The sequence below is a fragment of the Massilia sp. CFBP 13721 genome (genome assembly GCF_014842025.1).
GTDB lineage: Bacteria > Pseudomonadota > Gammaproteobacteria > Burkholderiales > Burkholderiaceae_D > Telluria.
In genome coordinates this window covers 43,618-67,766 of the sequence record NZ_JACYUY010000013.1, presented here as the reverse complement: position 1 = coordinate 67,766, position 24,149 = coordinate 43,618, and the positions used below count along the sequence as shown (strand labels likewise).

The window sequence follows — 24,149 nt, the reverse complement described above, 5'->3', positions numbered from 1 at the left end:
CACAGGCCGGGCGAAAATTAATTAACTAGGCAGCTTATTGGCAGGCTTCGCACTCGTCGAAACCGGCATCGCCCGGACGCAGGTAGCACGCCGCGCCATCCGCCTCGGGGGCGCTGGCCGCCGGCGCGGCAGCCGGGGCTGCCGGGGCTGCGTGACCCGCCGCCAGGCCGCCCGAGACCGGCACCGCGTTCAGTGCGCCGGTACGGGTGGTCGACTTCTCCATGTGCGTCGCCGCGATGGTGCGCAGGTAGTAGGTCGTCTTCAGGCCGCGCAGCCAGGCCAGCTTGTAGGTTTCGTCCAGCTTCTTGCCCGAGGCGCCAGCCATGTAGATGTTCAGCGACTGCGCCTGGTCGATCCACTTCTGGCGGCGCGATGCCTGCTCGACCAGCCACTTCGGCTCGAGTTCGAACGCGGTGGCGTAGATGTCGCGCAGGTCTTGCGGCACGCGGTCGATCTTCGACAGGGAGCCGTCGAAATACTTCAGGTCGGCGATCATGACTTCGTCCCACAGGTCGCGTGCCTTCAGGTCGCGCACCAGGTACGAGTTGATCTCGGTGAATTCGCCCGACAGGTTCGACTTCACGTACAGGTTCTGGAAGGTCGGTTCGATGCAGGCCGAGACGCCGATGATGTTCGAAATCGTCGCGGTCGGGGCAATCGCCACGCAATTCGAGTTACGCATGCCGAAAGCTTTGATGCGCTCGCGCACCACGGTCCAATCCATCGATTCGCTGGTGTCCTGCTCGAGGTAGCCGCCGCGCTCTTCCGCCAGCAGCTTGATCGAATCCTGCGGCAGGATGCCGCGGTCCCACAGCGAACCGGCATACGACTCGTAGCGGCCGCGCTCTTCGGCCAGCTCGGTCGAGGCCAGGTAGGCGAAGTAGCAGACGGCTTCCATCGAACGGTCGGCGAACTGCACTGCCTGTTCCGAGGCGAACGGCACACGCATCATGTGCAGGCAATCCTGGTGACCCATGATGCCCATGCCGACTGGACGGTGGCGCAGGTTCGAATTGCGCGCCTTGTCCACGGCGTAGTAGTTGATGTCGATGACGTTATCCAGCATGCGCATCGCGGTGCGGATCGTCTTTTGCAGCTTCACGTGGTCCAGGCCATCGCCCTTCATGTGCTGCGGCAGGTTGATCGAACCCAGGTTGCAGACCGCGATTTCGTCGGCGCTGGTGTTCAGGGTGATCTCGGTGCACAGGTTCGACGAGTGCACGACGCCGATATGCTGCTGCGGCGAACGGATGTTGCATGGATCCTTGAAGGTGATCCATGGGTGGCCGGTTTCGAACAGCATCGACAGCATCTTGCGCCACAGGTCGAGCGCTTCGATCTTTTTGAAGACCAGCATTTCGCCGCGCTCGGCCTTGGCTTCGTACGCCAGGTAGGCTTGTTCGAAGGCTTTACCCACCAGGTCGTGCAGGTCCGGCGTTTCCGACGGGGTGAACAGCGTCCAGTGGCCTTTTTCCATCACGCGCTTCATGAACAGGTCGGGAATCCAGTTCGCCGTGTTCATGTCGTGGGTGCGGCGGCGGTCGTCGCCGGTGTTCTTGCGCAGGTCGAGGAATTCCTCGATGTCCATGTGCCAGGTTTCCAGGTAGGCGCACACCGCGCCCTTGCGCTTGCCGCCCTGGTTCACGGCCACGGCCGTGTCGTTGACCACTTTCAGGAACGGCACCACGCCTTGCGACTTGCCGTTGGTGCCCTTGATGCGCGAACCGAGCGCACGCACCGGGGTCCAGTCGTTACCGAGGCCGCCGGCGAACTTCGACAGCAGCGCGTTTTCCTTGATGGCGTCGTAGATGCCTTCCAGGTCGTCGCCCACGGTGGTGAGGTAGCACGAGGACAGTTGCGAGCGGCGCGTGCCCGAGTTGAACAGGGTCGGGGTCGAGCTCATGAAGTCGAACGACGACAGCAGGTTGTAGAACTCGATCGCGCGCGCTTCGCGGTCCGCTTCGCGCAGGGCCAGGCCCATGGCGACGCGCATGTAGAAGGCCTGCGGCATCTCGATGCGGGTTTCGCGCACGTGCAGGAAGTAGCGGTCGTACAGGGTCTGCAGGCCGATGTAGCCGAATTGCAGGTCGCGGTCGGCCACGATGGCTTTGGCCAGGCGCTCAAGGTCATAATTGCCGAGTTCGGCGTCGAGCAGTTCGTTCTCGATGCCTTTCGCGACGTATTGCGGGAAATAGGTGACGTATTCGGCGGCGGCGCGTGCTTGCGGGACTTCCTTGCCGAAGACTTCCTTGCGGATCGTGTGCAGCAGGATGCGTGCGGTGACCTGGCTGTAGGCCGGGTCGGTTTCCATCAGCGCGCGCGCGGCCAGGATAGCGGACTTGTGCAGTTCTTCGACCGGCACGCCGTCGTACAGGTTGCGCAGGGTTTCGGCGACGATCGCATCGGCGTCGACGTGCTTTTCCAGGCCGGCGCAGGCGGCGTTCACCAGCGCGTGCACGTCGTTGACGTCGAGCGGCAGGCGCTGGCCGTTGTCGACCACATGAATTTGGGGAGCCTGCGGAGCCGAGGTACCCGCAGCCTCTTTGGCGGCGCGGCGCTCTTCCATCTGCTTGGCGCGGTACAGGACGTAAGCGCGCGCGACGTCGTGTTCGCCCGAGCGCATCAGGGACAGTTCCACCTGGTCCTGCACATCTTCGATGTGGAAGGTGCCGCCGGTCGGCTGGCGGCGCATCAGGGCGGCGACCACGTTGTTGGTCAGCTCTTCCACCAGTTCGCGGATGCGCGCCGAGGCAGCGCCCTGGCCGCCGGCGACCGCCAGGAAGGCCTTGGTCATCGCGACCGAGATCTTATTCGGCTCGAACGGCACCACCGCGCCGTTGCGGCGCAGGATGCGGTAGTCGGCGCGCGCGGCCAGTTCGGCGGCGTTATTGGTACCGGCAGCCGCTCCTGGTGCCGCTTGCGGGTGGATGGAAATGTCTTGTGAAGTCTGCATGGGGCCTCCAGGAAGGGCAGTCGGGCTGCCGCCTAAATTGGTTGAAACGTTGGTCGAGCGCCCGCAGGACGGGCAGTCAGTAAATTAACTAAAAATCAAGAAGCAAAACGGACCTCTGCCAACTGCTGATTTCCAGGCTGGACAGGGGTATTGCCGATGGATTGACCGGGTTTGAAGCAAAGACGACTTTGCTGCCGTGCTGCAATGATTGTCTTTAATGCTTGAGTCTGCTACCACTAGATCTAGTGGCGTAGTTTGACAATGGACTAATTGTAGTACTTGGCCGCAGCAAGCCGCAAGAGATTAAATTTCCAGTTTTGTGCGCTTTTCATGCGAACGACTCTTGACAGCACGCTGTTTGACGATGAATGGGCGCTCGCCAGTAAGTGAGTACTAACCTGCTGCTTAAAGCTTGTTCAGTGCTCCGCAGTGCTGCCCAATCGCAGTGCAGCGCGCATCGTTTTGCACTGGCGAAAAGGCAACGCTTTTTGACAAGATCAGGGTTGAAGCGGCACAAGCCCGGGTACCGTGGGGGCCTGGTCGCACGCATCCTCGTCGTAATCCCAGCGCCCGCCCCTGTCCAGGCAGCTGTCGATGCGGAAGAATCGACCGGTACAATCGACCATGGCAAGAACCGCGGCAAGGATGGCAATCGCCACGGCGATCCGTGCGGCAAGGCGCATCAATTCTCCGGCGCCTGGATATCCAGTTTCTGCATCTGGTAGCGCAACTGGCGCACGCTGATGCCGAGCAGGCTGGCGGTCTTGGTGCGGTTGAACTGGGTCTGCTGCAGCGCGCGGCCGATGATGTCGCGCTCGACCTGTTCCAGATAGGCAGGCAGGTTGCTCGGCAACGCAGCCGGTCCCACTCCGGCCGGTTCAACCGCGGCCGGCGCGGTGGCCTGCTCTGCAACCGGCAGCGCGGGAGGCGGCGTCTCCACGACCGGCGCCGCCAGCGCCACCTCGGGCCGCGCCGCCTCCGCCAGGCGCGCCGCTTTCAGCGACAGATCGTCGACCTGGATCACGCCGTCGTCCGCAAACGCAAGTGCACGCTCCAGTACGTTTTCCAGCTCGCGCACGTTGCCGGGGAAAGAGTACGCGCGCAGCGCCTCCAGCACGCCCGGCCCGAGCGTGGCGCCGCCCGGCCCCGCCAGACGCGCCAGGATGGCGCCGGTCAGCACTGGCAAGTCGTCCAGCCGCTCACGCAGCGGCGGCAGCGCCAGTTCGATCACGTTCAGGCGATAAAACAGATCCTGGCGAAACACGCCGGTCTCGACGCATTTCGCCAGATCCTTGTGCGTGGCGCTGATGATGCGCACGTCGACCGGCTCCTCGTTGGTGGCGCCGATCTTGCGCACGCGCCGCTCCTGGATCGCGCGCAGCAATTTCACTTGCATCGACAGCGGCAAGTCCGCCACCTCGTCCAGCATCAGGGTGCCGCCATTGGCCGCCTGGAAGAAACCGTCGCGCTCCTCCCCTGCCCCGGTGAACGCGCCCTTGCGGTGGCCAAAGAATTCCGACTCCATCAGGTTTTCCGGAATCGCGCCGCAGTTGACAGCCACGAACGGTTTCGCAGCACGCGAACTCTGGGCGTGGATTTCGCGCGCGGCCAGTTCCTTGCCGGCGCCGGACTCGCCGGTAATCGCGATCGGCGCCATCGAGCGCGCCAGGCGCCCGATCTGGGCGCGCAGCGCCTGCATCGCCTGCGAATCGCCGATCAGGCGCGAACCGCTGCCCGCCGTGCCGTCCTGGGCCGCCTTGGTATCGGACAGCTTCAATGCCGACCGCACCATCACGCGCAATTCGTCGAGCACCACCGGCTTGGACACATAATCGAAGGCGCCTGCTTTCAACGCGACCACCGCATTGTCGGCGCTGCCGTACGCGGTGATGACGGCGATCGGGGTTTTGCTGGTGCTGGACACTTCGCGCACCAGTTCCAGGCCGAGGCCGTCGGGCAGGCGCATGTCGGTCAGCACCAGGTTGTAGCTGGTGTCTGCGACGTAGCGGCGCGCTTCGCGCAGCGTGGCCGCGCAGTCGACGTCAAGACCCATTTTCAGCAGCGTGATCTCGAGCAGTTCGCGCAGGTCGGCTTCGTCGTCGACGACCAATACGCGAGGTGAACTGCGGGGGGAACTCATACGTTGCTCTCCTGGGCGAAGGTGATGACGAAGCGGCCGCTGGTCTGGCGCGCACCCGGCGCTGCCGTGTCGAACCGCGCCTCGTAATCGAGTTTAGCGCCGTTGTTCAGGCACAGCTCGCGCGCCAGGTACAGCCCCAGGCCGGTACCCTTGCTGGAAGTGGTATAAAACGGCTCGAACAGGTGCGCGCGCACTTCGGCCGTGATGCCGGGACCGTCGTCCTGTACGTGCAGCTCCAGCGTGCTGAAGGCGTCCAGTTCCGGCCAGATGCGGATGCTGGACGGCTGGCGGCTGGCGTAGCGGATCGCATTGCCGAGCAAATTGACCAGCACTTCGCGCAGGTGCAGCGCGTCGAAGCGCACTTCGATCGCACCGGCGCCGCCCAGCCACACCATCTCGTCCGGCAGGCCCTGGGTTTCGCAGAACTCGGCTTTCAACTCGAGCAGGAACGGCGCCAGCTGCACCGGCTCGGCATACGGCTGGGCCTTGCGCGACAGCTGCAGGATGTCTTCCACCATGCGGTTCACGCGCGCGACGTTGTCGCCTATGATCTTCAACAGCCGCACCTCGGCCTTGCCGTGCAGGTCTTCGGCCAGCAGGGCCGTGGCGTGGCCGATCGCCGACAGGGGGTTCCTTACCTCGTGCGCGATGCTGGCCGTCAGGCGTCCCATCGAAGCCAGCTTCAGTTGCTGCGCCTGGTTTTCGATGGCGCTGACGTCTTGCAGGAAGATCACGCTGCGCCCGAGTATCCCGCCGGCGGCCGCCACCCGCGCAAAGCGCAGTTTGATGTGCGCCGGCTGGTCGCGCCGCGCGCGCAGGCCCGTTTCCCCCACTGCCACTTCCTGGTAGGGTTTTAATATGACATAGGCCGTATCCGGCCCGGCTGCGCCTGGCACTGGTTCGACCGCGGCCAGGGTCGCCGGCCCCTCGGCATCGCTGCCCAGCCAGCCGGCGAACGCATGCGCCACCGGTTCCAGTCCCGGCAAGGCGTCGAGCTGCAAGCCGGCGACTGTCTCCATGCCGAGCATGCGCCGCGCCGCTGGATTGGCGGTGTGGATGCGGCCGTCGCTGCCGACCACCAGCACGCCGTCGCCCACGTCCGCCACCACGATCTCGTTGATCGCCTGCTGTACCTGCAAGTCGATGCCGCGCTGGGCCGCCAGTTCTTCCTGGTCGATCAGGCGCGCCGCCAGCCGGTTCACCAGCCAGACCACGGCAAAGAAGGCGCTGCCGATCATCCCGGCCTGCATCAGGGCCGGCTCGCCGTCGCGCGTCCACAGCTGCCAGGTAGCGTCGACCAGGACGAACAGGGTCGCCAGCGCGGCCGAGAACAGGGCCGGCACCAGCGGCGCCAGGATCGCGGCCCCGGCCAGCGGGAACAGGTACAGGATGCCCAGGCCGCTGCGCACGCCGCCGGCGGCCAGGTACAACAGCGAGATCACGGCCAGGTCGAGCGCGATCTGGCTGGTCAGCTGGAGCGTGAAGCGGCGCCGCCAGAACACCGTCAGCGCGCTGAAGACGACGGCGGCGCCGAGGTAGGCGAAGCAGGTAGGCGCATAGGACGGCATGGCGCGCACGCCGCCTTCGCGCACGTCGAAGGCGAGGTACAGCAGCAGCACCAGCGCGATCACGATGCGGGTGACGGTCAGCGCCTGCAGCGAGCGCCAGAAGGTGGCGCGCGCCTGCGTGGACAGCACCTGCCGCTCGGTCATCAAGGCAGGCGCGGCAGATGGGCCGGGCTGCAGTAGTCGCGCCCGTCGGCGTGCAGCGCTTCCGAGGCCGGGAAGTGCAGGCCGCAGTGCGCGCAGCTGGTCATGTTTTCGATGGCGGCCGGCGGCGGCGCATTCTGCTGGCGCGGCGGCACGTGCGTCTGCTGCTGCATTTGCTTGCGGGCGGCGGCGCGCAGCTTGGCGCGCAGCGCGAAATACACCAGCAACGCCAGTAAAATCCAGAACAGGACGCGGCTCATGCGATCCCCCGGTGCAGCACGACTTCGAGCACAAAGCGGCTGCCGACATAGGCCAGCGCCAGCGTGGCAAATCCCGCCAGCGTGAAGCGCAGCGCCGTCTTGCCGCGCCAGCCGCGCCACTGGCGTCCCGCCAGCAAGGCCGCGAATAGCAGCCAGGACAGCAGCGCGAAGACATTCTTGTGGTCCCAGCGCAGCGCACGGCCGAACAGCTGTTCCGAGAACACCACGCCCGACAACACGGTCAGGCTGAGCAGCACGAAGCCGATCCAGATCAGGCGAAACAGCAGCTTTTCCATCGTCAGCAGCGCCGGCAGCTGGTCGAGCGCGCCGCCGAACCAGCCACCGCCGGCCGGCACCGCGCGCGCATGCAGGCGCGCTTCCTGCAGCGCCATCAGCACCGCATGGAAGGCGGCAATCGTCAGCGTGCTGTAGGCCAGCACCGCCACCGCCACATGCCAGCCAAAGGCGCTCGACTGGTTTTGCAGCGGCATGACCGCGCCCGGGAACACGATCGGCAGCAAGGCGACGGCGCAGGCGCAGGGCATGACCAGGCGGCGCAAGCCATCGAGTGCGAAATTGCGGTTCTCGACCCAGTAGGCGGCCACCGAGACCCACAATGCCGCCGAGAGCATGATGGCAAAACCGATGCGCAGGCCGCCCGGCGCGAACGCGTCGCTCCACAGGGCGGCGCCGTGCACGGCCCAGGCCAGTGCGGTAACGCCGGAAATGACGGCGCCCTGGCGCGACGGCAGCAGGGCGCAGACCGCGTACAGGAAAGCCGCGGCAAAAAACAGGGTGTTGTGCATGGTGCGAGTCTACACCATCGGCAGGCGCCGGTGGCAGGCCACCGCCCTGCCCGGCTGTCAGTTCAGTCGAGCGCCGCCATTCTGCGCTCGTCCTGGTGGTGACGCTGCTGCTCTTCCATCACCAGCATGCCGAGTTCGCGTTTCAGGTCGTTGAACGCGGGCGCGGCCGGGTCGCGCGGGTGCGGCAGGTCGACCAGGATGTCGCGCTTGACCGTGCCCGGCCGGTAAGTCATCACGACGATGCGGTCGGCGAGATAGATCGCTTCCTCGATGCTGTGGGTGACGAACAGGATGGTTTTTTTCGTCTCCATCCAGATGCGCAGCAGTTCGTCCTGCAGGTTGCGGCGGGTCAGCGCGTCGAGCGCACCAAACGGTTCGTCCATCAGCATGATCGGCGAATCGAGCGCCAGCACGCGCGCGATCGCCACCCGCTGGCGCATGCCGCCGGACAGGTCCTTCGGATAGCGCGTGCTGAACTCCGACAGCGACAGCATGTGCAGCAGCTTTTCGACCGTGCCGGCGATGCGCGCCTTGGCCAGCCCCTTGATCTCGAGGCCGAAGGCGATGTTCTGCTCGACCGTCATCCAGGGAAACAGCGCGTACTCCTGAAAGACCATGCCGCGTTCCGGACCGGGACCGCCAACCGGCATGCCGTCGACCGTGATGCTGCCGCTGGTGGGGTGCGCGAAGCCGGCCACCGCGTTGAGCAGGGTCGACTTGCCGCAGCCCGAGGGTCCGAGCAGGCAGGTGAACTGGCCGGGTGCAATGTCGAGATCGATGTCCTGCAGCGCCACCGTCCTGCGGCGCCCGCCGATGAACACCTTGTTGACTTGCTGAATACGGATATGCGGTTCCATCAGTGCTCCCATCAGTGTTCCAGTCCCCGGTACCAGCGCAGCAGGTAGTTGTTCAGGCGGTTCATGCCGATGTCGATCGCCAGGCCCAGCATGCCGATGGTGATCATCCCGGCGATGATCTTGTCGGACCAAAAATACTCGCGCGCTTCCAGGATCCGGAAGCCCAGGCCGTTGTTCACCGCGATCATCTCGGACACGATGACGACGATGAAGGCGGTACCAATGCCGATCCGCACCCCGGACAGGATGTAGGGCACGGCCGCCGGCAGGATCACGCGGGCGAAGATCGTGCCGCGGCTGGCGCCCAGGCTGCGCGCCGCGCGCAAATAAATGCCGTCGACTTGGCGCACCCCGGCGATAGTGTTCATCAGCACCGGGAAAAAGGCGCCCAGCGCGATCAGGAACACGGCCGGCGGATTGCCGAGGCCGAACCACAGGATCGCCAGCGGAATGTAGGCGATCGGCGGGATCGGGCGCAGGATCTGCACCAGCGGGTTCATCCAGGCATACACGGCAGGAATCGCGCCCATCGCCAGGCCGAGCGGCAGGGCCAGCGCCGCGCCGATGGCAAAGCCGACCACCACCCGGTACAGGCTGGTGAGGGTGTCGATTACCAGCTCGCCGGAGAAGGCCCACGACCACCAGGCCCATGACCAGTCGCCGCCCTGCCCTTCGAAGCGCTGCAGCGGCAGCAGGTATTCGACCCATTTGCGCCCCACGTCGACGGGGGCCGGCAACACCTGTGGGTTGACCAGGCCGGCGCTGGCCACGCCCTGCCAGAGCAGGGTCGCCAGCAGCGGCACCACCATGCCGACCGCCCACTGCTGCCACTGCCTGCGCCAGTTGCGTTCTTCCATATCCACTCCTTGTCGTATCGCGACTTAGTGAGGGCTCAGGCCTCAGTTGACATTCAAATCCTTCTTGGCCGCGGCCAGCAGGTCGGTGCGCACCCAGTCGCGCGCCACGGGCGGGCGGCGCATGCGCCCGACGCCGGTCTGCGCCATGGTGTCGGTGGTGACCTGGATGTGTTCCGCCGTGACGTCGTAGGAATACGGCGCGTTGCCGGTCGCATGGCGGAAATCCTCGGCGCTGATCTGGCCCTTGAAGACCGTCTCGCGCACGTATTTCGAGGCCAGCGCCGGGTCGGCGATGAAGCGCTTCGTCGCCTGCACGAAGCAGCGCATGAACTTTTCCGCCAGCGGGCGGCGCGCCTTGTAGAAATGCTCGGTCATGACCATGGTGCGCACCGGGGTGTCGTAGGGTTTCAGCACCTCGGCGCCAAAACCCTTGTTGAGCGCCTGCGAGGCCTGCGGTTCGGACTGCATCATGGCGTCGATCTGTTTACCCACCAGCGCCGCATTCAGGTCGGGATAGGAGAGGAACACCAGCTGCACGTCCTTGCCCGGCTCGGTGCCGGAACTCAGCTTGTGTTTCTGCAGTTCGGCCATCAGGAGCACTTCCTGGATCGCGCCGCGGGTGACGCCGACGCGCTTGCCCTTCAATTGCGCGACATTCCGAATGTTCAATCCCGGCTGCGCCACCAGGCGCGCGCCGCCCGTGGCAAAGCCGGCCACGACGACGATCGGTGCGCCGCCGGCGCGGCCGGCAATCGCGGCTTCCGACGCGGTGGCGCCGACGTCGAGTTCGCCGGCGATGATGGCCTGCATCACGTCCAGCCCCTTGGCGAAGGTTTTTTCCTCGACCTTGATGCCGCACTTCGGTGCGATCTCCTTGATGTACGAGATCGCGCCGAAATGCGCCAGCTTGAGGTTCCCGAGCCGCACGACATCGGCCCGTTCCTGGGCCTGTACGCTGGCCGCCAGCACCAGGGCTACCGTCGCCAATGTCCTACCCACCAGATTCGTCATGCCAGTTCCTCCGCTCTGCGATTGAACACGAAATGTTTGACCGTCAAATAATTCCGTGTGGAAATTTTTATCTGCGAGTGCAGAATGTGCCGGAGAAAGCGCGCCCCGTTTTTGACGGGAAGCATTGAGGGATGCAATTATTCGCAACACCCGAACCGCATTGCCGGGCGGCGCCTTCTTGCGCAGGGTAAAATGCTGGATTCCGAATGCGGTCCCTCTATATAGTCAGGTAGAACATGCTAGATAACCTTACCCAACGCCTTGCCAAGGTCGTCAAGACGATGCGCGGCGAGGCCCGTCTGACCGAAGCGAATACCTCCGAGATGCTGCGCGAAGTGCGCATGGCCCTGCTCGAGGCCGACGTAGCCTTGCCGGCGGTGCGCGACTTCATTGCCAAGGTCAAGGAAAAAGCGCTGGGCGAAGAAGTCATCGGCTCGCTCAGCCCGGGCCAGGCCCTGGTCGGCGTGGTGCAGCGCGAGCTGGCCGCCCTGATGGGCGCCGACCTCGGTCCCGAAGCGACGCAACTCTCGTTCGCGCAGCAGCCGCCGGCGATCATCCTGATGGCCGGCCTGCAGGGTGTCGGCAAGACGACCACCACCGGCAAGCTGGCCAAGTACCTCAAGGAACAGAAAAAGAAAAAGGTGCTGACCGTGTCGGCCGACGTGTACCGTCCGGCCGCGATCGCCCAGCTCGAATCGGTGACCAAGCAGGTCGGCGCCGACTTCTTCCCGTCGACGTCGAGCGACAAGCCGGTCGACATCGCGCTGGCCGCGCTCGATTGGGCGAAGAAGCATTACCACGACGTCCTGATCATCGACACCGCCGGCCGCCTCGGTATCGACGAAGCGATGATGCAGGAAATCGCCGCCGTCCACGGCGCCGTGAAACCGATCGAAACCCTGTTCGTGGTCGACGCCATGCTGGGCCAGGATGCGATCAACACCGCCAAGGCCTTCAATGACGCGCTGCCGCTGACCGGCATCGTGCTGACCAAGCTCGATGGCGATTCGCGCGGCGGCGCCGCCCTGTCGGTGCGCCACGTGACCGGTAAACCGATCAAGTTTGCCGGCGTGTCGGAAAAGCTCGATGGCCTGGAAGCCTTCGATCCGACCCGCATGGCCAGCCGCGTGCTGGGCATGGGCGACATCATGGCGCTGGTCGAGGAAGCGCGCAAAGGCGTCGACGAAAAGGCTGCGGCCGACATGGCCAACAAGATCAAGTCGGGCGGCCGCTTCGACATGAACGACTTCAAGGCGCAGCTGTCGCAGATGAAGAAAATGGGCGGCATGTCGGGCCTGCTCGACAAACTGCCGGCGCAGTTCCAGCAGGCGGCGGCCGGCGCCAACATGGACCAGGCCGAAAAGCAGGTCAAGCGCATGTGCGGCATCATCGATTCGATGACGCCGCTGGAGCGCGCCAAGCCGGAACTGATCAAGGCCAACCGCAAGCGCCGCATCGCCGCCGGCGCCGGCGTGCAGGTGCAGGAAGTCAATCGCATGCTGAACCAGTACGACCAGATGCAGACGATGATGAAAAAATTGAAGGGCGGCGGCCTGATGAAAATGATGCGGGGTATGAAAGGTATGATGCCAGGCGGGATGCGCTAGTCGGACCTCGATAAATCTACTGCGCGTTGCACTGCCGGCCTGCGCCGCCAAGGCGATAGCTCGCTGTACTTGCGTACAGCCGCGGCGCCTTGGCGGCGCAGCCAACATTGCCGCCGCTCGCTACGGTTTCTCAAGGTCCTTAATCCGGTTGCGGACCCTTTTGTCCTCATAAAACGCCGCGCCCGGCACCATGCCGGCGCGGCGTTTTTTTGCGCGTTTTCGGGGCGTTTTTCACTCTATCCCGACGAGTTGCGAATAAACCCTGTTTTTTGGGCTTATCAGAGTGAAAAAATGGTGAAAAAGACTTGCAGGAACAGTAAAACGCCACCAATATAAGCCGTGCGATGTATTGCGCAATTTCTCATATTAGGAGGCTCGAAGATGGCAACAGCCAAGAAATCCCCAGCAGCGCCTGCAAAAAAGGCAGCCGCGAAGCCGGCCGCCGCGGCCAAGCCTGCAGCGAAGAAGGCAGCAGCTCCTGCCAAGGAAGCCGCACCGAAAGCAGCAGCAGCCAAGAAACCGGCCGCCGCACGCAAGCCTAACGCTGCGTTCATGAAAGAACTGACGCCGTCGGCCGAACTGGCTGCAGTGGTCGGCAACAAGCCGCTGCCACGCACCGAAGTGACCAAGAAAGTCTGGGAATACATCAAGAAAGCGGACCTGCAAGCTGCAGACAACCGCCAGATGATCAACGCCGACGACAAGCTGAAAGCCGTCTTCGGTGGCAAGGAACAGGTCTCGATGTTCGAAATGACCAAGCTGATTTCGAATCACCTGAAATAATAATGTCTGGCCGAACGGCCGCATGTTGAAAGCCCCGCTCGCGAGATCGGGGCTTTTTGTTTTTAGGCGTTGGCTTATTGATTTGGTAGGGTGGGCGCCCTGGGCCCACGCGGATGTTTGATCTGTGTTTGCATTAGCCGCGATCACATGCCAACACGATGCATACGTCCGCGTGGGCACAGGGGCGCCCACCCTACGATCGCCAGCGCCGTGCCTACAACCCCGCCGCCGCCTTCATCAGCGTGAACACGTGCGTATTCTCGATCGTCCCGCGGAACGGCGCCGAGCCGGCGCCGGCCGCGTGCAGCTTGACGTCGCCGCCGCCGTGCGATTCGCTCGACCACTTCACGCCGGTCTCCTGGTGGTAGTCGGCAGACTGCGCCGTGGCGCTGTCGACGTCGGCGCGCAGGTCCGGGCGGTTCGGGCCATTGCCGAAGACGAGCGTGGTGAACGTCTTGCCGTCGGCGTCGCGGGTCGGTTCGCCGTCGCGGTAGCCGCGCACGATGTCGAGCACCGGGTTGCCGCGCTTCGGGTAGCCGTTCAGGACCATCGTGTGGTCATGGTCGGCGGTGACGACGATCAGGGTGTTGTCCAGGCCCGGATCGATGGCGCGCATGCGCTCCATCGCGGTCTGGATCGCCTCGTCGAACGCCACCGTCTCGATCATCGCATTGCGCGCGTTGGTGTCGTGCAGCGCGTGATCGATCTTGCCGCCTTCGACCATCAGGAAGAAGCCTTTCGGATTGGCCGACAGCAGTTCGATCGACTTGGCCGTCATCTCGGCCAGTGTCGGCTGCTCGGGGCGGCGTTTCGACGCGTAGTCCAGATGGCTCTCGGCGCTGTACAGGCCGAGGAATTTCCGGCCCGGACGGCTCGACGCCATGTCGGCGCGCGTAGCGGCGATGAAATAACCCTGCTTTTCCAGTTCGGCCACCAGGTCGCGTCCGTCGGCGCGGCCTTTCGGATTGCGCTTGGCGTCGAAGGGCGTGAAGTGATTGCGTCCTCCTCCCATCAGCACGTCGACGCCGTCTTTCAGGCGCGTGTTGTAACCCGCGCCGCCGGGCACGATTTGCTGGGCGATGGTATAGGCCATGTCGCGCTCGCAGACGTGCGCGAAGGTCGACGCCGGCGTCGCGTGCGTCAGTTCCGTGGTCGTGACCGCGCCGACCGACTTGCCGGACGCCTTGGCCAGTTCCAGGATCGTCATCGGCGCTGTGCCGTTGTTGGCGCCGCAGCGGTCCACCGAGAGGTTGCCGTTGGCGTCCTTGCCGGGCGGGACTGGCTTGGCGTCCTTCAGCGAAATGACGTCGTTGTTGATCTTCACGCCGGTCATGTAAGAACCCATCGACGGCGCACTGTCCGTCACCTGCGCATCCGCCGAATAGGTTTTAACGCGCGCGGTGCGGTCGAGGCGTTCGAAGTCGAGCAGGCCGTCTTCGCCCGCCTTGTAGATGCGCGCGGTGGTGATCGTGGTCGGGCCCATGCCGTCGCCGAGGAAGAAGATGATGTTCTTCGCTTGCGGCTTCGGCGCCAGGCGCATGGTGGCGGCGGTCTGCGCCTGGGCACCGCAACATGCCGCCAGCAGCAGCGTGGAAAGGAGAGTTCTGGTCATGGCTTGCTTTCTGGTGGCGCTCATAATCCCGCCGCGCTCTTGATCAGGTCGAAGACGCGGGTGTTGTCGATCGTCCCGCGAAACAGTTCGGCGTTGGCGCCGGCCGCACCGAGATATACGTCGGCGCCGCCATGGATGCCGGCGCCGGTGCGCGTGCGCACTACGGCTTCCTGGTGGTAGTCGTCGCCGGCCGCGATGGCGTCGCTCAGTTTGACGTCCTTGCGGCTGCCCTGGATGCGGTGCTCGCCGGCGCCGAAGCCCAGGATCGTGAATGGCGCGCCATCCTTGTCGAGGCGGACCTTCCCGTCCGGCAGGCTGCGCACCAGGCCCAGCACGCCGGCATTCGTCGGCGTGGTCTTGCCGGTGCGCGGCGAGTAGCCGTTGATCAGCAGCGTGTGGTCGTGGTCGGCGGTGGCGACGATCAGCGTGTTTTTCAGGCCCGGATCGAGCTTGTTCATCTTGTCGAGCGCGGTCTGGATGGCTGCGTTGTAGGCCACCGTCTCCTGCAGCGCGCGCTTGGCCACCGTGGCGTGCAGCGCATGGTCGATCAGGCCGCCCTCGACCATCAGGAAGAAGCCGTTCGGGTTGTTGGCCAGGATGTCGATCGCTTTCGATGTCATCTCGGCGAGCGCCGGCTGCTGCGCCGGGTCGCGCGCGGCTTCGTATTTAAAATGGTTCGGGGCGAACAGGCCGATGGCCGGCTGGCCGTTCGGCGCCAGCGCCTGCAGCTGCGCCGTGTTCGCCGCCACGCGCCAGCCTTTAGCTTGCAGCTCGCCGAGCAGGTTGCGGCCGTCGGCGCGCTTGCCGCCGGCATCGAGCGGCGTGAATTGCTGGGCGCCGCCGCCGAAGACGAGGTCGAGGCCGGCGCTGCCCAGTGCCTTGTTGTAGCCGGCGCCGCCGGGGACCAGCGCGGCAGCGATGTCTTGCTCCAGCTTGCGGTGGCAGGCGTGGGCATAGGTCGCGGCGGGCGTGGCGTCGGTGACGCTGGTGGTGGTGACGACGCCGGCGGCCATGCCGCGCGCCTTCGCCAGTTCGGCCAGCGTCGGCACGGCGCTGCCATTGGCACAGCGGCTGACGCTGCGGTTGCCTTCGGTCGCGGGCGCGATCGAGCGGGTGTCGCTCGACATCGAGATCACGCCGTTGTTCTGTTTTACGCCGGTCATGTAGGCCGACATCGACGCGGCGCTGTCGGTCACTTGCGCATCGTTCGAAAAGGTTTTGACGAAGGCCGATTCGGGCAGCGTGTCGATGGCCAGTTCGCCCTCTTCGCCGACGGCATAGATGCGCGCGGCGGTGAGCGTGTTGATGCCCATGCCGTCGCCGAGGAAGAAGATGACGTTCTTTGCCTGGCCGGGAACGGCGGGACGCACGCCAGTGGCGGCCGGGCCGGTCGAGGCGCAACCGGCAAGCGCCGCCAGCGTGCACGCGGCGGCGAGAGTGTTGATTCGCATGATGGAGTTCGTAGCGGAGAAAGCAGGGAGTGTATACCGCAAACGACGGGTGTGGCTCAAACGATATGGGGCGCGTGCAGCAGGATGTAGGGTCAAGCGCATGGTTCAGCGCGACGCGACTGCGACGGGGCTGAACTCCCACTTCTTCCACGCCGCCAGCACCGCATTCGGATACTGCGGCTTGCCGCGGCTGCCGTTGTAGCGGCCCAGGGCGAGATACAGGTTGCCGCGTTCCATGTCGATGTACATGCGCAGGATCGCGCAGCCGTAGCGCAAATTCGTCTGCATGTGAAACAGCTTGCGGCGGTCGTTGTCGCCGATGACCTTGGTCCAGAACGGCATCACCTGCATGTAGCCGCGCGCGCCGGCGACCGAGACGGCGTATTTGCGGTAGGCCGACTCGACCTGGATCAGGCCCAGCACCAGGCCCGGATCGAGCCCGGCGCGGGTCGCTTCGTACCAGGCCGATTCGAGGAACTCGGTGCGCGACTGCTCGTCCGGCAGGCGTTTCTTCAAACGCGCCGACATCTCCGTGAACCACTGCTGGTAGCGCACGCGCGCGGCCTCGTCGCGGAAAGTCGGCTTCGGCGGCCGGGTGTCGGCAATGGCGTTCGCCAGCGCCAGGCGCACCGAGTCCGCCATCGCTTCCTCTTTCTGGTTGCCGGCGTGCGCTGCCCCACTCGCACCAAGCAAGGCCGCGAGCAAGTGCGCACCCAGCCAGGCCCGCGCCCGGCCGTGGAAGCCCCACCGCATCACTGGCCCAGCTTGCCCTTGATGAAGGCGGCGATCTCCGCCACCGGCACGGCCGTGGCTTCGGACTCGCGGCGGCCCAGGTATTCCAGGTTGCCTTCCTTCAGGCCGCGCTCGCCGATGACGATGCGGTGCGGTACGCCGATCAGTTCCCAGTCGGCGAACATCGCGCCCGGACGCAGGCCACGGTCGTCGACGATGACGTCGACACCAGCCGCCTGCAGTTCGGTGTACAGCGCCTCGACCTGGGTCTTGACCATCTCGCTGCGGTCCATGCCCATCGGGCACAGCACCAGCTGGAACGGCGCCAGTGCGTCCGGCCAGACGATGCCCTTGTCGTCGAAGTTCTGTTCGATGGCCGCGCCCAGGATGCGGGTCACGCCGATGCCGTAGCAGCCCATCTGCAGCGGCGCCGGCTTGCCGTTTTCATCCAGGAAGGTCGCGCCCATCTTTTCCGAGTAGGCGGTACCGAGCTGGAACACGTGGCCGACTTCGATGCCGCGCTCGATCGCCAGCACGCCCTTGCCGTCCGGCGACGCGTCGCCCTCGACCACGTTGCGCAGGTCGGCAACGAGCGGTTCCGGCAGGTCGCGGCCCCAGTTCACGCCCGTCAGGTGGGCGTCGACTTCGTTGGCGCCGCAGACGAAATCGGCCATGTTGGCGACCGTGCGGTCGGCAACGATGGTGACCGCCTGCTTCGGCGCCACCGGACCCAGGTAGCCCGGCACGGTGCCGTAGACTTCCTGGATTTCGGCTTCGGTCGAGAAGCGGTGATTCGCCAGGCCGGCGACCTTGCCGACCTTGACTTCGTTCAGTTCATGGTCGCCGCGCAGCAGCAGCATGAAGTACTGCTTGCTGGTCTTGCCCTCTTCTTCGGCCTCGACCGTCAGCGCGATCGTTTTGACGGTGCGCGCCAGCGGCAGGTTCAGCAACTCGGCGACCGTTTCGCACTTGGTCTTGCCAGGCGTCGGCACCTTGGTCATTTGCTCGGTCGCCACGCCGCGCTCGCCGATCGCCAGCGCTTCGGCCGCTTCCATGTTGGCTGCGAAATCCGAATCCGGGCAGTAGACCAGCGCGTCTTCGCCGGTGCTGGCGATGACGTGGAATTCATGCGAGCCGGTGCCGCCGATGGCGCCGTTGTCGGCTGCCACCGCGCGGAATTTCAAGCCGAAGCGATTGAAGATGCGGACGTAGGCGTCGAACATGATCTGATACGACTGCTGCATGCCGGCCAGGTCGCGGTCGAACGAATACGCATCCTTCATCGTGAACTCGCGGCCGCGCATCAGGCCGAAGCGTGGACGGCGTTCGTCGCGGAACTTGGTCTGGATGTGGTAAAAATTCAGCGGCAGCTGGCGGTAGGATTTGATCTCGCTGCGCACCACGTCGGTAACCACTTCTTCCGAGGTCGGCTGGATGGCGAACTCGCGGCCATGGCGGTCCTTGACGCGCATCAGTTCCGCACCCATCTTGTCCCAGCGGCCGGTTTCCTGCCACAGTTCCGCCGGCTGCACCACCGGCATCAGGAGTTCGAGCGCACCCGACTTGTTCATCTCTTCGCGGATGATGGCTTCGACCTTGCGGATCACGCGCAGGCCGATCGGCATGTACGTATAGATACCGGAGCCGAGGCGCTTGATCATCCCGGCGCGCATCATCAACTGGTGACTGACGATCTCGGCGTCGGATGGCGCTTCTTTAAGCGTAGAAATAAAAAATCGTGAGGCACGCATATCGATGAATTCTTTTTAAAAAGAGAGAGTTATAATCGACCTAATTTTAAAGGATTAGCTGGCTGATGCGTCCAATCTTTGTACAAATGGGTCTTGAACACGCAGCGTCCGCCGTTTTCGTTGTGCACGAGGGAAGCTGACGTGTGGATTTGTAGGTAAAAATGTAAGGACCCGGAAGCCGGCAGAAAGTTTCGAGGTGTTCTTATGCTCGATCGGGAAGGGTTCCGCCCCAACGTCGGCATCATCCTGCTTAACGCCAATAACGAGGTGTGGTGGGGCAAACGGGTGCGCGAGCACTCTTGGCAGTTTCCGCAAGGGGGGATCAAATACGGCGAAACGCCGGAACAGGCGATGTACCGCGAGCTCGAGGAAGAAATCGGTTTGCGCCAGGAGCACGTCAAGATCGTGGGCCGCACCCGCGACTGGCTGCGCTATGAGGTGCCCGACCATTTCATCAAGCGCGAAATCCGCGGCCATTACCGCGGCCAGAAGCAGATCTGGTTTTTGTTGCGCATGGTTGCGCGCGACAACGACGTCAATCTGCGCCTGACCGACCATCCGGAGTTCGACGCCTGGCGCTGGCACGATTACTGGGTGCCGCTGGACGTGGTCATCGAGTTCAAGCGTGACGTGTACCAGCGCGCATTGCAGGAGCTGTCGCGTTTTCTCACCATGCCGCCCAACGGCGGCCATGGCGAGCGCCGCCACAGCGCGCGTTACCTGCGCCAGCCGCGCACCACCAGCAGCGCGGCAGCGAACAAGCCTGCCGTCAAGGCGCCGCTGGCCAGCAGCGAGCCGCAACTGATGCTGGCGCCGGAGAAGTAATCAACACCGCCAGGCGTGAAAGCCGCATGGCGTCGAAAAGCAGGCACATCACGCAAGTGGTGGCGCCTGCTTTTTTTCGCCTTGAGCGCGCGTCGTCCCGCCATTTATTTATTGCTGGATTGGAAACTTCCCCGGTAGAATCGGATCGATGAAATCGACCCTCCTGTCCGCTTTCGCTGCGCTCGTCCTGTGTACCGCCGTGGCGCCCACCGCCCGGGCCGAGGCGCCGGCCTGCCGTTACCTCCAGGTCGGCATGCTGCCCCTGCACTACAGCGGCCAGGAGCTGGCCCTGAGTACCGAGGGCAGCATCAACGGCACCCCGGCGACCATGCTGGTCGATACCGGGGCCTTCGACACGCTGCTGACCAAAACCGGGGCCGAGCGCCGCAAGCTGTCCATGCGCGCCACGGGCCACTACGCGAAAGGCATCGGCGGGGATGCCGCCATCTACCTGGCCCGGGTCGACGCATTCACCGCCGGCCCGCTGCAAACCGGCCGCGGCTGGATGCCGATGCTGGCCGACTTTGGCGATCCGCCCGCCTACGATGCGATCATCGGCGCGCCCTTCCTGCTGCAAACCGACATGGAATTGTCGCTGGCCACCAAAAAGATGCGCTTCTTCCAGCCATCGAACTGCAGCGGCGCCTCCCTGGCCTACTGGGATGAGGCGGCCATGGAAATTCCATTCGAAGCCAACCTTGACCAGAGCCCGAATCCTCAATTCAGCGTCCTCGTCAACGGCAAGAAAATGCGCGCGATGATCGACACCGGTGCTGCCAGCACCGTCATTGGCCTGGCCGCCGCACAGCGCGCCGGCCTGCGCCTGGACGCGCCCGACCTGACGCGCCTGGGCGACAGTATCGGCATCGGCGCCAGGCGTGTGACGCACTGGAGCACCAGTTTCGCCACCTTCCAGATCGGCGACGAAATCGTGCGCAACGCCCAGGTCGGCGTGATCGACTGGAAGGGCCATGTCGACATCCTGCTCGGCGCCGATTTCCTGCGTGCCCACCGCGTGCTGATCGCCATGAGCCAGCAAAAGATCTACCTCTCCTACGTCGGCGGCGAGCCTTTCGGCCAGCGCAGGAAGCTCGAACCGTGGATCGTCGAGGAAGCCGAAGCGGGCAACCACGATGCGCAGATGCTCGCCGCTTACCTTGCCACCCAGGGCGGCGCCGCGCCTGGCGATGCGGCGCGCAGCAGCGGCTGGCTCGAAAAAGCCACGCTCGGCGGCAATCCAAGCGCGAACCTGATGACCGGACACGCGCTGGTGCAGCAAGGCTTCCTCGAACAGGGCATCGTGCGCCTGCGCCATGCGGCCGACAAGCTGCCGTCGAACCGCAAGGCGGCAATGTGGCTGTATCTCGCGCGCATCCGCAACAAACAGGCGGACCTGGCGCGCACCGAACTGGCAGCCAACCTTGCACGCAGCCAGAACCAGGCCTGGCCGGCGCCGGTCGCCGATTTTTTTCTCGGCAAGATGACGGCCGAGTCCTTGCTGAAGCAGGCCGCCGCCGGCGACGGCGAGCGCGCACGCAAGCAAACTTGCGAGGCATTGTCGGCCATGTCGGATTGGCACGGCGCACACGGCGAAGCCGGGCCGGCCGCGGCGCTCAGCGCCCGCTTCGAGGCACAGTGCGCGCCCTCGCACGCGCCGTCGCAGCGCGCGCTACAATGACGGCCACTCTATCGTTCCTGCCTACTCCCCCATGTTCACGCCCTCTTCGCACGACGTGCGCCGCTTTTTTTGCGAAGCCCTGCGCAAGCAGCGCGCCGGCGAGATCCTCACGCCGATGGACGCCATCGCCGCCGACTGGATCGTCCAGCACCCCGAATACCACGACGCCCTCGCCGACGCCGACGCAGCCGTCGCGCGCGATTATTCGGTCGAAGGCGGCCAGCCGAATCCGTTTTTACACCTGTCGATGCACCTGTCGATCGCCGAACAGGTCTCGATCGACCAGCCGCGCGGCATCAAGGCGGCGCACGATCTGCTGGTGAACCGCATAGGCGAGCACGATGCCCACCACGAGATCATGGAGTGTCTCGGCGAGATGATCTGGACCTCGCAACGCAACAGCACTCCGCCGGATACCGACGCATATATCGAGTGCGTGCGGCGGCGCGCAACGCGCTGAGGTCAGCGGCAATCTGATACAAAAAAGCGGCCAAGGCCGCTTTTTTCGTATCATGTTCGCGGGTGGCCCGCCGCACTATGGTTATCCACGGTCCGTAGGGTGGGCTCCGCCCACGCGGTGCTGCGCATGCATGTCGAAACGTTGAACCAAGCGTCGGGGTATGCAACGGTACGACCGCGTGGGCGGAGCGGTTCGCCGCCCGGCCCACCCTACGAAATCAGCCCAGCTTGTCGTCCGCCACCCGATACCTCGGATCTTCCACCACATTCACCTCAATCATGTCCTGCGCCCGGCCCAGCAGCTCGCGGCAGTCCGCGCTCAGGTGGCGCAGGTGCAGGCGCTTGCCCAGCACCCGATAGCGTTCGGCCAGCGCGTCGATCGCCTGGATCGCCGAATGGTCGACCACGCGCGCGCGGCGGAATTCGACCACCACGTCTTGCGGGTCGTCTTTCGGCGTAAACAGTTCGTTGAAATTGGCGATCGAGGCGAAGAACAGCGTGCCTTCCAGCTCATAGACCTTCCAGCCCTGGGCGTCGACGCTCGTCTTCACGCCAATCTGCTTCGCATGCTGCCAGGCGAACACCAGCGCCGACACGATTACGCCCACCAGTACCGCCACCGCCAGGTCGAAGATCAAGGTGATCGCCGCCACCAGCACCACCACCAGCGTATCGGCGCGCGGGACCTTGCCGATGGTGCGGAAGGTGCCCCACTCGAAGGTCTTTTCGCAGACCACGAACATCACGCCGATCAGCGCCGCCAGCGGAATCTGCTCGATCCAGGCCGAGCCGAACAGGATGAACGACAGCAGGAACAGCGAGGCGGCGATGCCCGACAGGCGGCCGTAGGCGCCGTTGTTCACGTTGATCATCGATTGGCCGATCATGGCGCAGCCGCCCATGCCGCCGAAACACGCGGTGACGATGTTGGCCGTGCCCTGCGCCATGCATTCGCGGTTCGGCTGGCCGCGCGTTTCCGTGATCTCGTCGACCAGCGTCAGGGTCAGCAGCGACTCGATCAGGCCGACGCCGGCCAGCACCAGCGAATACGGCAGCACGATGCGCAAGGTGTCGAAGTTGAACGGCACCTCCGGCAGGGCGAACTGCGGCAAGCCGCCGCCGATCGCGCCCAGGTCGCCGACGGTCTTCGATTCGATGCCGAGCAGCGCGGCGCCTGCCGTGACCACCAGGATACCGACCAGCGTGGCCGGCACCGCCTTGGTGATGCGCGGCGTGAGGTAGATGACCGCCATGGTCGCGGCCACCAGCCCGAGCATGGTGAACAGTTGCGCACCCTGCATCCACTCCCCGCCGATTTTAAAATGGCCGAACTGGGCGATGAAGATCACCAGCGCCAGGCCGTTGACGAAGCCGAGCATCACCGGATACGGCACCATGCGGATGAACTTGCCGAGCCGGGCGGCGGCGAACAGCATCTGGAACAGTCCCATCAGCACGATCGCCGCGAACAGGTATTGCACGCCGTGTTCGACCACTAGCGCCACCATCACCACGGCCAGCGCGCCGGCCGCACCGGAGATCATGCCGGGCCGTCCGCCAAAGGCCGAGGTGATGAAAGAGACCAGCACGGCGGCGTACAGGCCGGTCAATGGCGAGACATGGGCGACCAGCGCAAAGGCGATCGCTTCGGGCACCAGCGCCAACGCGACGGTCAGGCCGCTGAGCAGGTTGGTTTTAAGGTAGGCAGGTGAAACAGACTGCAAAATAAACTCCAGATGGAAAATGAAAATCCCCCGGCGCCGGCAAATCAAGCCGGATCCGGGGGATTCCGATGGTATTTAGTCTCCGGCGCGGGCCGGGCGGCTAGTGGCTTATTTGCGCACCACCAGCTGCGACGGCAGGCTGGAAAGATAGGCGCCGATGTCGGCCATGTCCTGGTTCGACAGCGGCTTGGCGAAGCCGGCCATGATCGGGTTGCTGCGCCCGTTGGCCTGGTCGCCGCCGCGTTTATAGGCCATCAGGGCGTGCGCCAGGTAGTCGGCATGCTGGCCGGCCAGCTTCGGATAGCTCGGGTCGATCGGCTTATTATAGTCGGCGCCGTGGCAGGACGCGCAGTTGTACTTCTTGGTCAGCTCTTCGCCGCGCTTGACGTCGGCGGCGGCAGCGGAAAACGAAACGGCGCCGAGGGCCAGCGCGATGATCAGTTTTTTCATGGCGTGGGTCCTTACTTGCGGCTCTGGCCGTTCTGCTGCGAATAATAGGCGGCGACGTCGGCGATGTCCTGGTCCGACAGGCTGGTGGCGATGCCCCGCATCGACGGATGCTTGCGGTCGCCCTTCTTGTAGGCGTGCAGTGCGGATTCGATGTACTTGGCCGACTGGCCGCCGATCATCGGCACCTGGTAGACCTCGGGGAAGCTGGCTTTGTAGCCAGGAATGCCGTGGCAACCGATGCACATCTCGATCTTGCTTTGTGCGGCTTTCGGATTGCCGACGACGTCCGCTGCGAGCGCAGGGCCGACGCCGGCGGCCAGAACGAGTACTGCCAAAAGTTTTTTCATGGTGGGAATCGCAAAATTTTTTAATCGAAAACCGCTACCGCACAAAAAATTAGTTATCTACTACTAACCTGTCGATTCTAGCCCAACAAAAGATTGCAGTCTACCAACGTCGTACGCGTCGTCAGCCGCACCGAAAG

Annotated in this window: 21 protein-coding genes; 5 read left to right on the top strand and 16 right to left on the bottom strand. The window is 64.6% G+C overall.

What is annotated here, in order from left to right; translation table 11 throughout:
• Nucleotides 1–34: 34 nt before the first annotated feature.
• From IFT60_RS14235 to IFT60_RS14195, 9 genes are all read right to left on the bottom strand, one after another.
• Nucleotides 35–2,953 (bottom strand): ribonucleoside-diphosphate reductase subunit alpha, encoded by a 2,919-nt coding sequence (locus tag IFT60_RS14235; RefSeq protein WP_192052640.1) that lies wholly within the window; start codon nucleotides 2,951–2,953, stop codon nucleotides 35–37.
• Between the two features lie 497 nt (nucleotides 2,954–3,450).
• Nucleotides 3,451–3,636, bottom strand: a complete 186-nt coding sequence (locus IFT60_RS14230) for a hypothetical protein (protein ID WP_192052639.1) — start codon at nucleotides 3,634–3,636, stop codon at nucleotides 3,451–3,453.
• Nucleotides 3,636–5,093: a sigma-54-dependent transcriptional regulator gene (locus IFT60_RS14225; RefSeq protein WP_192052638.1), complete on the bottom strand. Its 1,458-nt coding sequence runs from the start codon at nucleotides 5,091–5,093 to the stop codon at nucleotides 3,636–3,638. The genes IFT60_RS14230 and IFT60_RS14225 overlap by 1 nt, the downstream gene beginning before the upstream one ends.
• Nucleotides 5,090–6,805 (bottom strand): sensor histidine kinase, encoded by a 1,716-nt coding sequence (locus tag IFT60_RS14220; protein ID WP_192052637.1) that lies wholly within the window; start codon nucleotides 6,803–6,805, stop codon nucleotides 5,090–5,092. Before IFT60_RS14220 ends, IFT60_RS14225 begins: the two co-directional genes overlap by 4 nt.
• The gene (locus IFT60_RS14215) at nucleotides 6,805–7,062 is read right to left on the bottom strand and encodes a PP0621 family protein (RefSeq protein WP_192052636.1); all 258 of its coding nucleotides are present in this window, start codon (nucleotides 7,060–7,062) and stop codon (nucleotides 6,805–6,807) included. The genes IFT60_RS14220 and IFT60_RS14215 overlap by 1 nt, the downstream gene beginning before the upstream one ends.
• Entirely contained in the window at nucleotides 7,059–7,868 is an 810-nt protein-coding gene (locus IFT60_RS14210) for a cytochrome C assembly family protein (RefSeq protein WP_192052635.1), read from the bottom strand. Before IFT60_RS14210 ends, IFT60_RS14215 begins: the two co-directional genes overlap by 4 nt.
• Before the next feature lie 62 nt (nucleotides 7,869–7,930).
• Nucleotides 7,931–8,725 (bottom strand): ABC transporter ATP-binding protein, encoded by a 795-nt coding sequence (locus IFT60_RS14205; RefSeq protein ID WP_192052634.1) that lies wholly within the window; start codon nucleotides 8,723–8,725, stop codon nucleotides 7,931–7,933.
• Nucleotides 8,726–8,736: 11 nt separating this feature from the next.
• A complete protein-coding gene (locus tag IFT60_RS14200) occupies nucleotides 8,737–9,582 on the bottom strand; it encodes an ABC transporter permease (protein WP_192052633.1) in 846 nt (281 codons plus the stop codon).
• Nucleotides 9,583–9,624: 42 nt separating this feature from the next.
• Complete coding sequence (locus tag IFT60_RS14195; protein ID WP_192052632.1) at nucleotides 9,625–10,593, bottom strand: ABC transporter substrate-binding protein; 969 nt, start codon at nucleotides 10,591–10,593, stop codon at nucleotides 9,625–9,627.
• Nucleotides 10,594–10,829: 236 nt separating this feature from the next.
• Between IFT60_RS14195 and ffh the strand changes: the two genes are divergently transcribed.
• Nucleotides 10,830–12,200 (top strand): signal recognition particle protein, encoded by a 1,371-nt coding sequence (gene ffh, locus IFT60_RS14190; protein ID WP_192052631.1) that lies wholly within the window; start codon nucleotides 10,830–10,832, stop codon nucleotides 12,198–12,200.
• A 381-nt stretch (nucleotides 12,201–12,581) separates the two neighbouring features.
• The gene (locus tag IFT60_RS14185) at nucleotides 12,582–12,983 is read left to right on the top strand and encodes an SWIB/MDM2 domain-containing protein (RefSeq protein ID WP_192052630.1); all 402 of its coding nucleotides are present in this window, start codon (nucleotides 12,582–12,584) and stop codon (nucleotides 12,981–12,983) included.
• A gap of 214 nt (nucleotides 12,984–13,197) precedes the next feature.
• Here the strand turns inward: IFT60_RS14185 and IFT60_RS14180 are convergent, their stop codons facing one another.
• The 4 genes from IFT60_RS14180 to IFT60_RS14165 form a co-directional block, all read right to left on the bottom strand.
• Nucleotides 13,198–14,595 (bottom strand): alkaline phosphatase, encoded by a 1,398-nt coding sequence (locus tag IFT60_RS14180; RefSeq protein ID WP_197986332.1) that lies wholly within the window; start codon nucleotides 14,593–14,595, stop codon nucleotides 13,198–13,200.
• 20 nt (nucleotides 14,596–14,615) lie between these two features.
• Nucleotides 14,616–16,046 (bottom strand): alkaline phosphatase, encoded by a 1,431-nt coding sequence (locus IFT60_RS14175; RefSeq protein WP_192052628.1) that lies wholly within the window; start codon nucleotides 16,044–16,046, stop codon nucleotides 14,616–14,618.
• A 105-nt stretch (nucleotides 16,047–16,151) separates the two neighbouring features.
• A complete protein-coding gene (locus IFT60_RS14170; protein ID WP_192052627.1) occupies nucleotides 16,152–16,799 on the bottom strand; it encodes a lytic transglycosylase domain-containing protein in 648 nt (215 codons plus the stop codon).
• Nucleotides 16,799–18,529, bottom strand: coding sequence for a proline--tRNA ligase (locus IFT60_RS14165; protein WP_192052626.1), 1,731 nt, complete (start codon nucleotides 18,527–18,529; stop codon nucleotides 16,799–16,801). Before IFT60_RS14165 ends, IFT60_RS14170 begins: the two co-directional genes overlap by 1 nt.
• A gap of 204 nt (nucleotides 18,530–18,733) precedes the next feature.
• Between IFT60_RS14165 and IFT60_RS14160 the strand changes: the two genes are divergently transcribed.
• From IFT60_RS14160 to IFT60_RS14150, 3 genes are all read left to right on the top strand, one after another.
• A complete protein-coding gene (locus tag IFT60_RS14160) occupies nucleotides 18,734–19,354 on the top strand; it encodes an RNA pyrophosphohydrolase (RefSeq protein ID WP_192052625.1) in 621 nt (206 codons plus the stop codon).
• 148 nt (nucleotides 19,355–19,502) lie between these two features.
• On the top strand, nucleotides 19,503–21,032 hold the full coding sequence (locus IFT60_RS14155; RefSeq protein WP_192052624.1) for an aspartyl protease family protein: 1,530 nt from the start codon (nucleotides 19,503–19,505) through the stop codon (nucleotides 21,030–21,032).
• Nucleotides 21,033–21,063: 31 nt separating this feature from the next.
• On the top strand, nucleotides 21,064–21,492 hold the full coding sequence (locus IFT60_RS14150) for a DUF1841 family protein (RefSeq protein ID WP_192052623.1): 429 nt from the start codon (nucleotides 21,064–21,066) through the stop codon (nucleotides 21,490–21,492).
• Between the two features lie 217 nt (nucleotides 21,493–21,709).
• Here IFT60_RS14150 and IFT60_RS14145 read toward each other — a convergent pair whose 3' ends face one another.
• The 3 genes from IFT60_RS14145 to IFT60_RS14135 form a co-directional block, all read right to left on the bottom strand.
• A complete protein-coding gene (locus IFT60_RS14145; RefSeq protein ID WP_192052622.1) occupies nucleotides 21,710–23,215 on the bottom strand; it encodes a SulP family inorganic anion transporter in 1,506 nt (501 codons plus the stop codon).
• Between the two features lie 108 nt (nucleotides 23,216–23,323).
• Nucleotides 23,324–23,665, bottom strand: a complete 342-nt coding sequence (locus tag IFT60_RS14140) for a c-type cytochrome (protein ID WP_192052621.1) — start codon at nucleotides 23,663–23,665, stop codon at nucleotides 23,324–23,326.
• Nucleotides 23,666–23,676: 11 nt separating this feature from the next.
• Nucleotides 23,677–24,012 (bottom strand): c-type cytochrome, encoded by a 336-nt coding sequence (locus IFT60_RS14135; RefSeq protein ID WP_192052620.1) that lies wholly within the window; start codon nucleotides 24,010–24,012, stop codon nucleotides 23,677–23,679.
• Between the last annotated feature and the right edge of the window lie 137 nt (nucleotides 24,013–24,149).

Coding starts and splice junctions, on each gene's coding strand:
- IFT60_RS14235 (WP_192052640.1), bottom strand. CDS start 2,953: ATGCAGACTTCACAAGACATTTCCATCCACCCGCAAGCGGCACCAGGA.
- IFT60_RS14230 (WP_192052639.1), bottom strand. CDS start 3,636: ATGCGCCTTGCCGCACGGATCGCCGTGGCGATTGCCATCCTTGCCGCG.
- IFT60_RS14225 (WP_192052638.1), bottom strand. CDS start 5,093: ATGAGTTCCCCCCGCAGTTCACCTCGCGTATTGGTCGTCGACGACGAA.
- IFT60_RS14220 (WP_192052637.1), bottom strand. CDS start 6,805: ATGACCGAGCGGCAGGTGCTGTCCACGCAGGCGCGCGCCACCTTCTGG.
- IFT60_RS14215 (WP_192052636.1), bottom strand. CDS start 7,062: ATGAGCCGCGTCCTGTTCTGGATTTTACTGGCGTTGCTGGTGTATTTC.
- IFT60_RS14210 (WP_192052635.1), bottom strand. CDS start 7,868: ATGCACAACACCCTGTTTTTTGCCGCGGCTTTCCTGTACGCGGTCTGC.
- IFT60_RS14205 (WP_192052634.1), bottom strand. CDS start 8,725: ATGGAACCGCATATCCGTATTCAGCAAGTCAACAAGGTGTTCATCGGC.
- IFT60_RS14200 (WP_192052633.1), bottom strand. CDS start 9,582: ATGGAAGAACGCAACTGGCGCAGGCAGTGGCAGCAGTGGGCGGTCGGC.
- IFT60_RS14195 (WP_192052632.1), bottom strand. CDS start 10,593: ATGACGAATCTGGTGGGTAGGACATTGGCGACGGTAGCCCTGGTGCTG.
- ffh (WP_192052631.1), top strand. CDS start 10,830: ATGCTAGATAACCTTACCCAACGCCTTGCCAAGGTCGTCAAGACGATG.
- IFT60_RS14185 (WP_192052630.1), top strand. CDS start 12,582: ATGGCAACAGCCAAGAAATCCCCAGCAGCGCCTGCAAAAAAGGCAGCC.
- IFT60_RS14180 (WP_197986332.1), bottom strand. CDS start 14,595: ATGACCAGAACTCTCCTTTCCACGCTGCTGCTGGCGGCATGTTGCGGT.
- IFT60_RS14175 (WP_192052628.1), bottom strand. CDS start 16,046: ATGCGAATCAACACTCTCGCCGCCGCGTGCACGCTGGCGGCGCTTGCC.
- IFT60_RS14170 (WP_192052627.1), bottom strand. CDS start 16,799: ATGCGGTGGGGCTTCCACGGCCGGGCGCGGGCCTGGCTGGGTGCGCAC.
- IFT60_RS14165 (WP_192052626.1), bottom strand. CDS start 18,529: ATGCGTGCCTCACGATTTTTTATTTCTACGCTTAAAGAAGCGCCATCC.
- IFT60_RS14160 (WP_192052625.1), top strand. CDS start 18,734: ATGCTCGATCGGGAAGGGTTCCGCCCCAACGTCGGCATCATCCTGCTT.
- IFT60_RS14155 (WP_192052624.1), top strand. CDS start 19,503: ATGAAATCGACCCTCCTGTCCGCTTTCGCTGCGCTCGTCCTGTGTACC.
- IFT60_RS14150 (WP_192052623.1), top strand. CDS start 21,064: ATGTTCACGCCCTCTTCGCACGACGTGCGCCGCTTTTTTTGCGAAGCC.
- IFT60_RS14140 (WP_192052621.1), bottom strand. CDS start 23,665: ATGAAAAAACTGATCATCGCGCTGGCCCTCGGCGCCGTTTCGTTTTCC.
- IFT60_RS14135 (WP_192052620.1), bottom strand. CDS start 24,012: ATGAAAAAACTTTTGGCAGTACTCGTTCTGGCCGCCGGCGTCGGCCCT.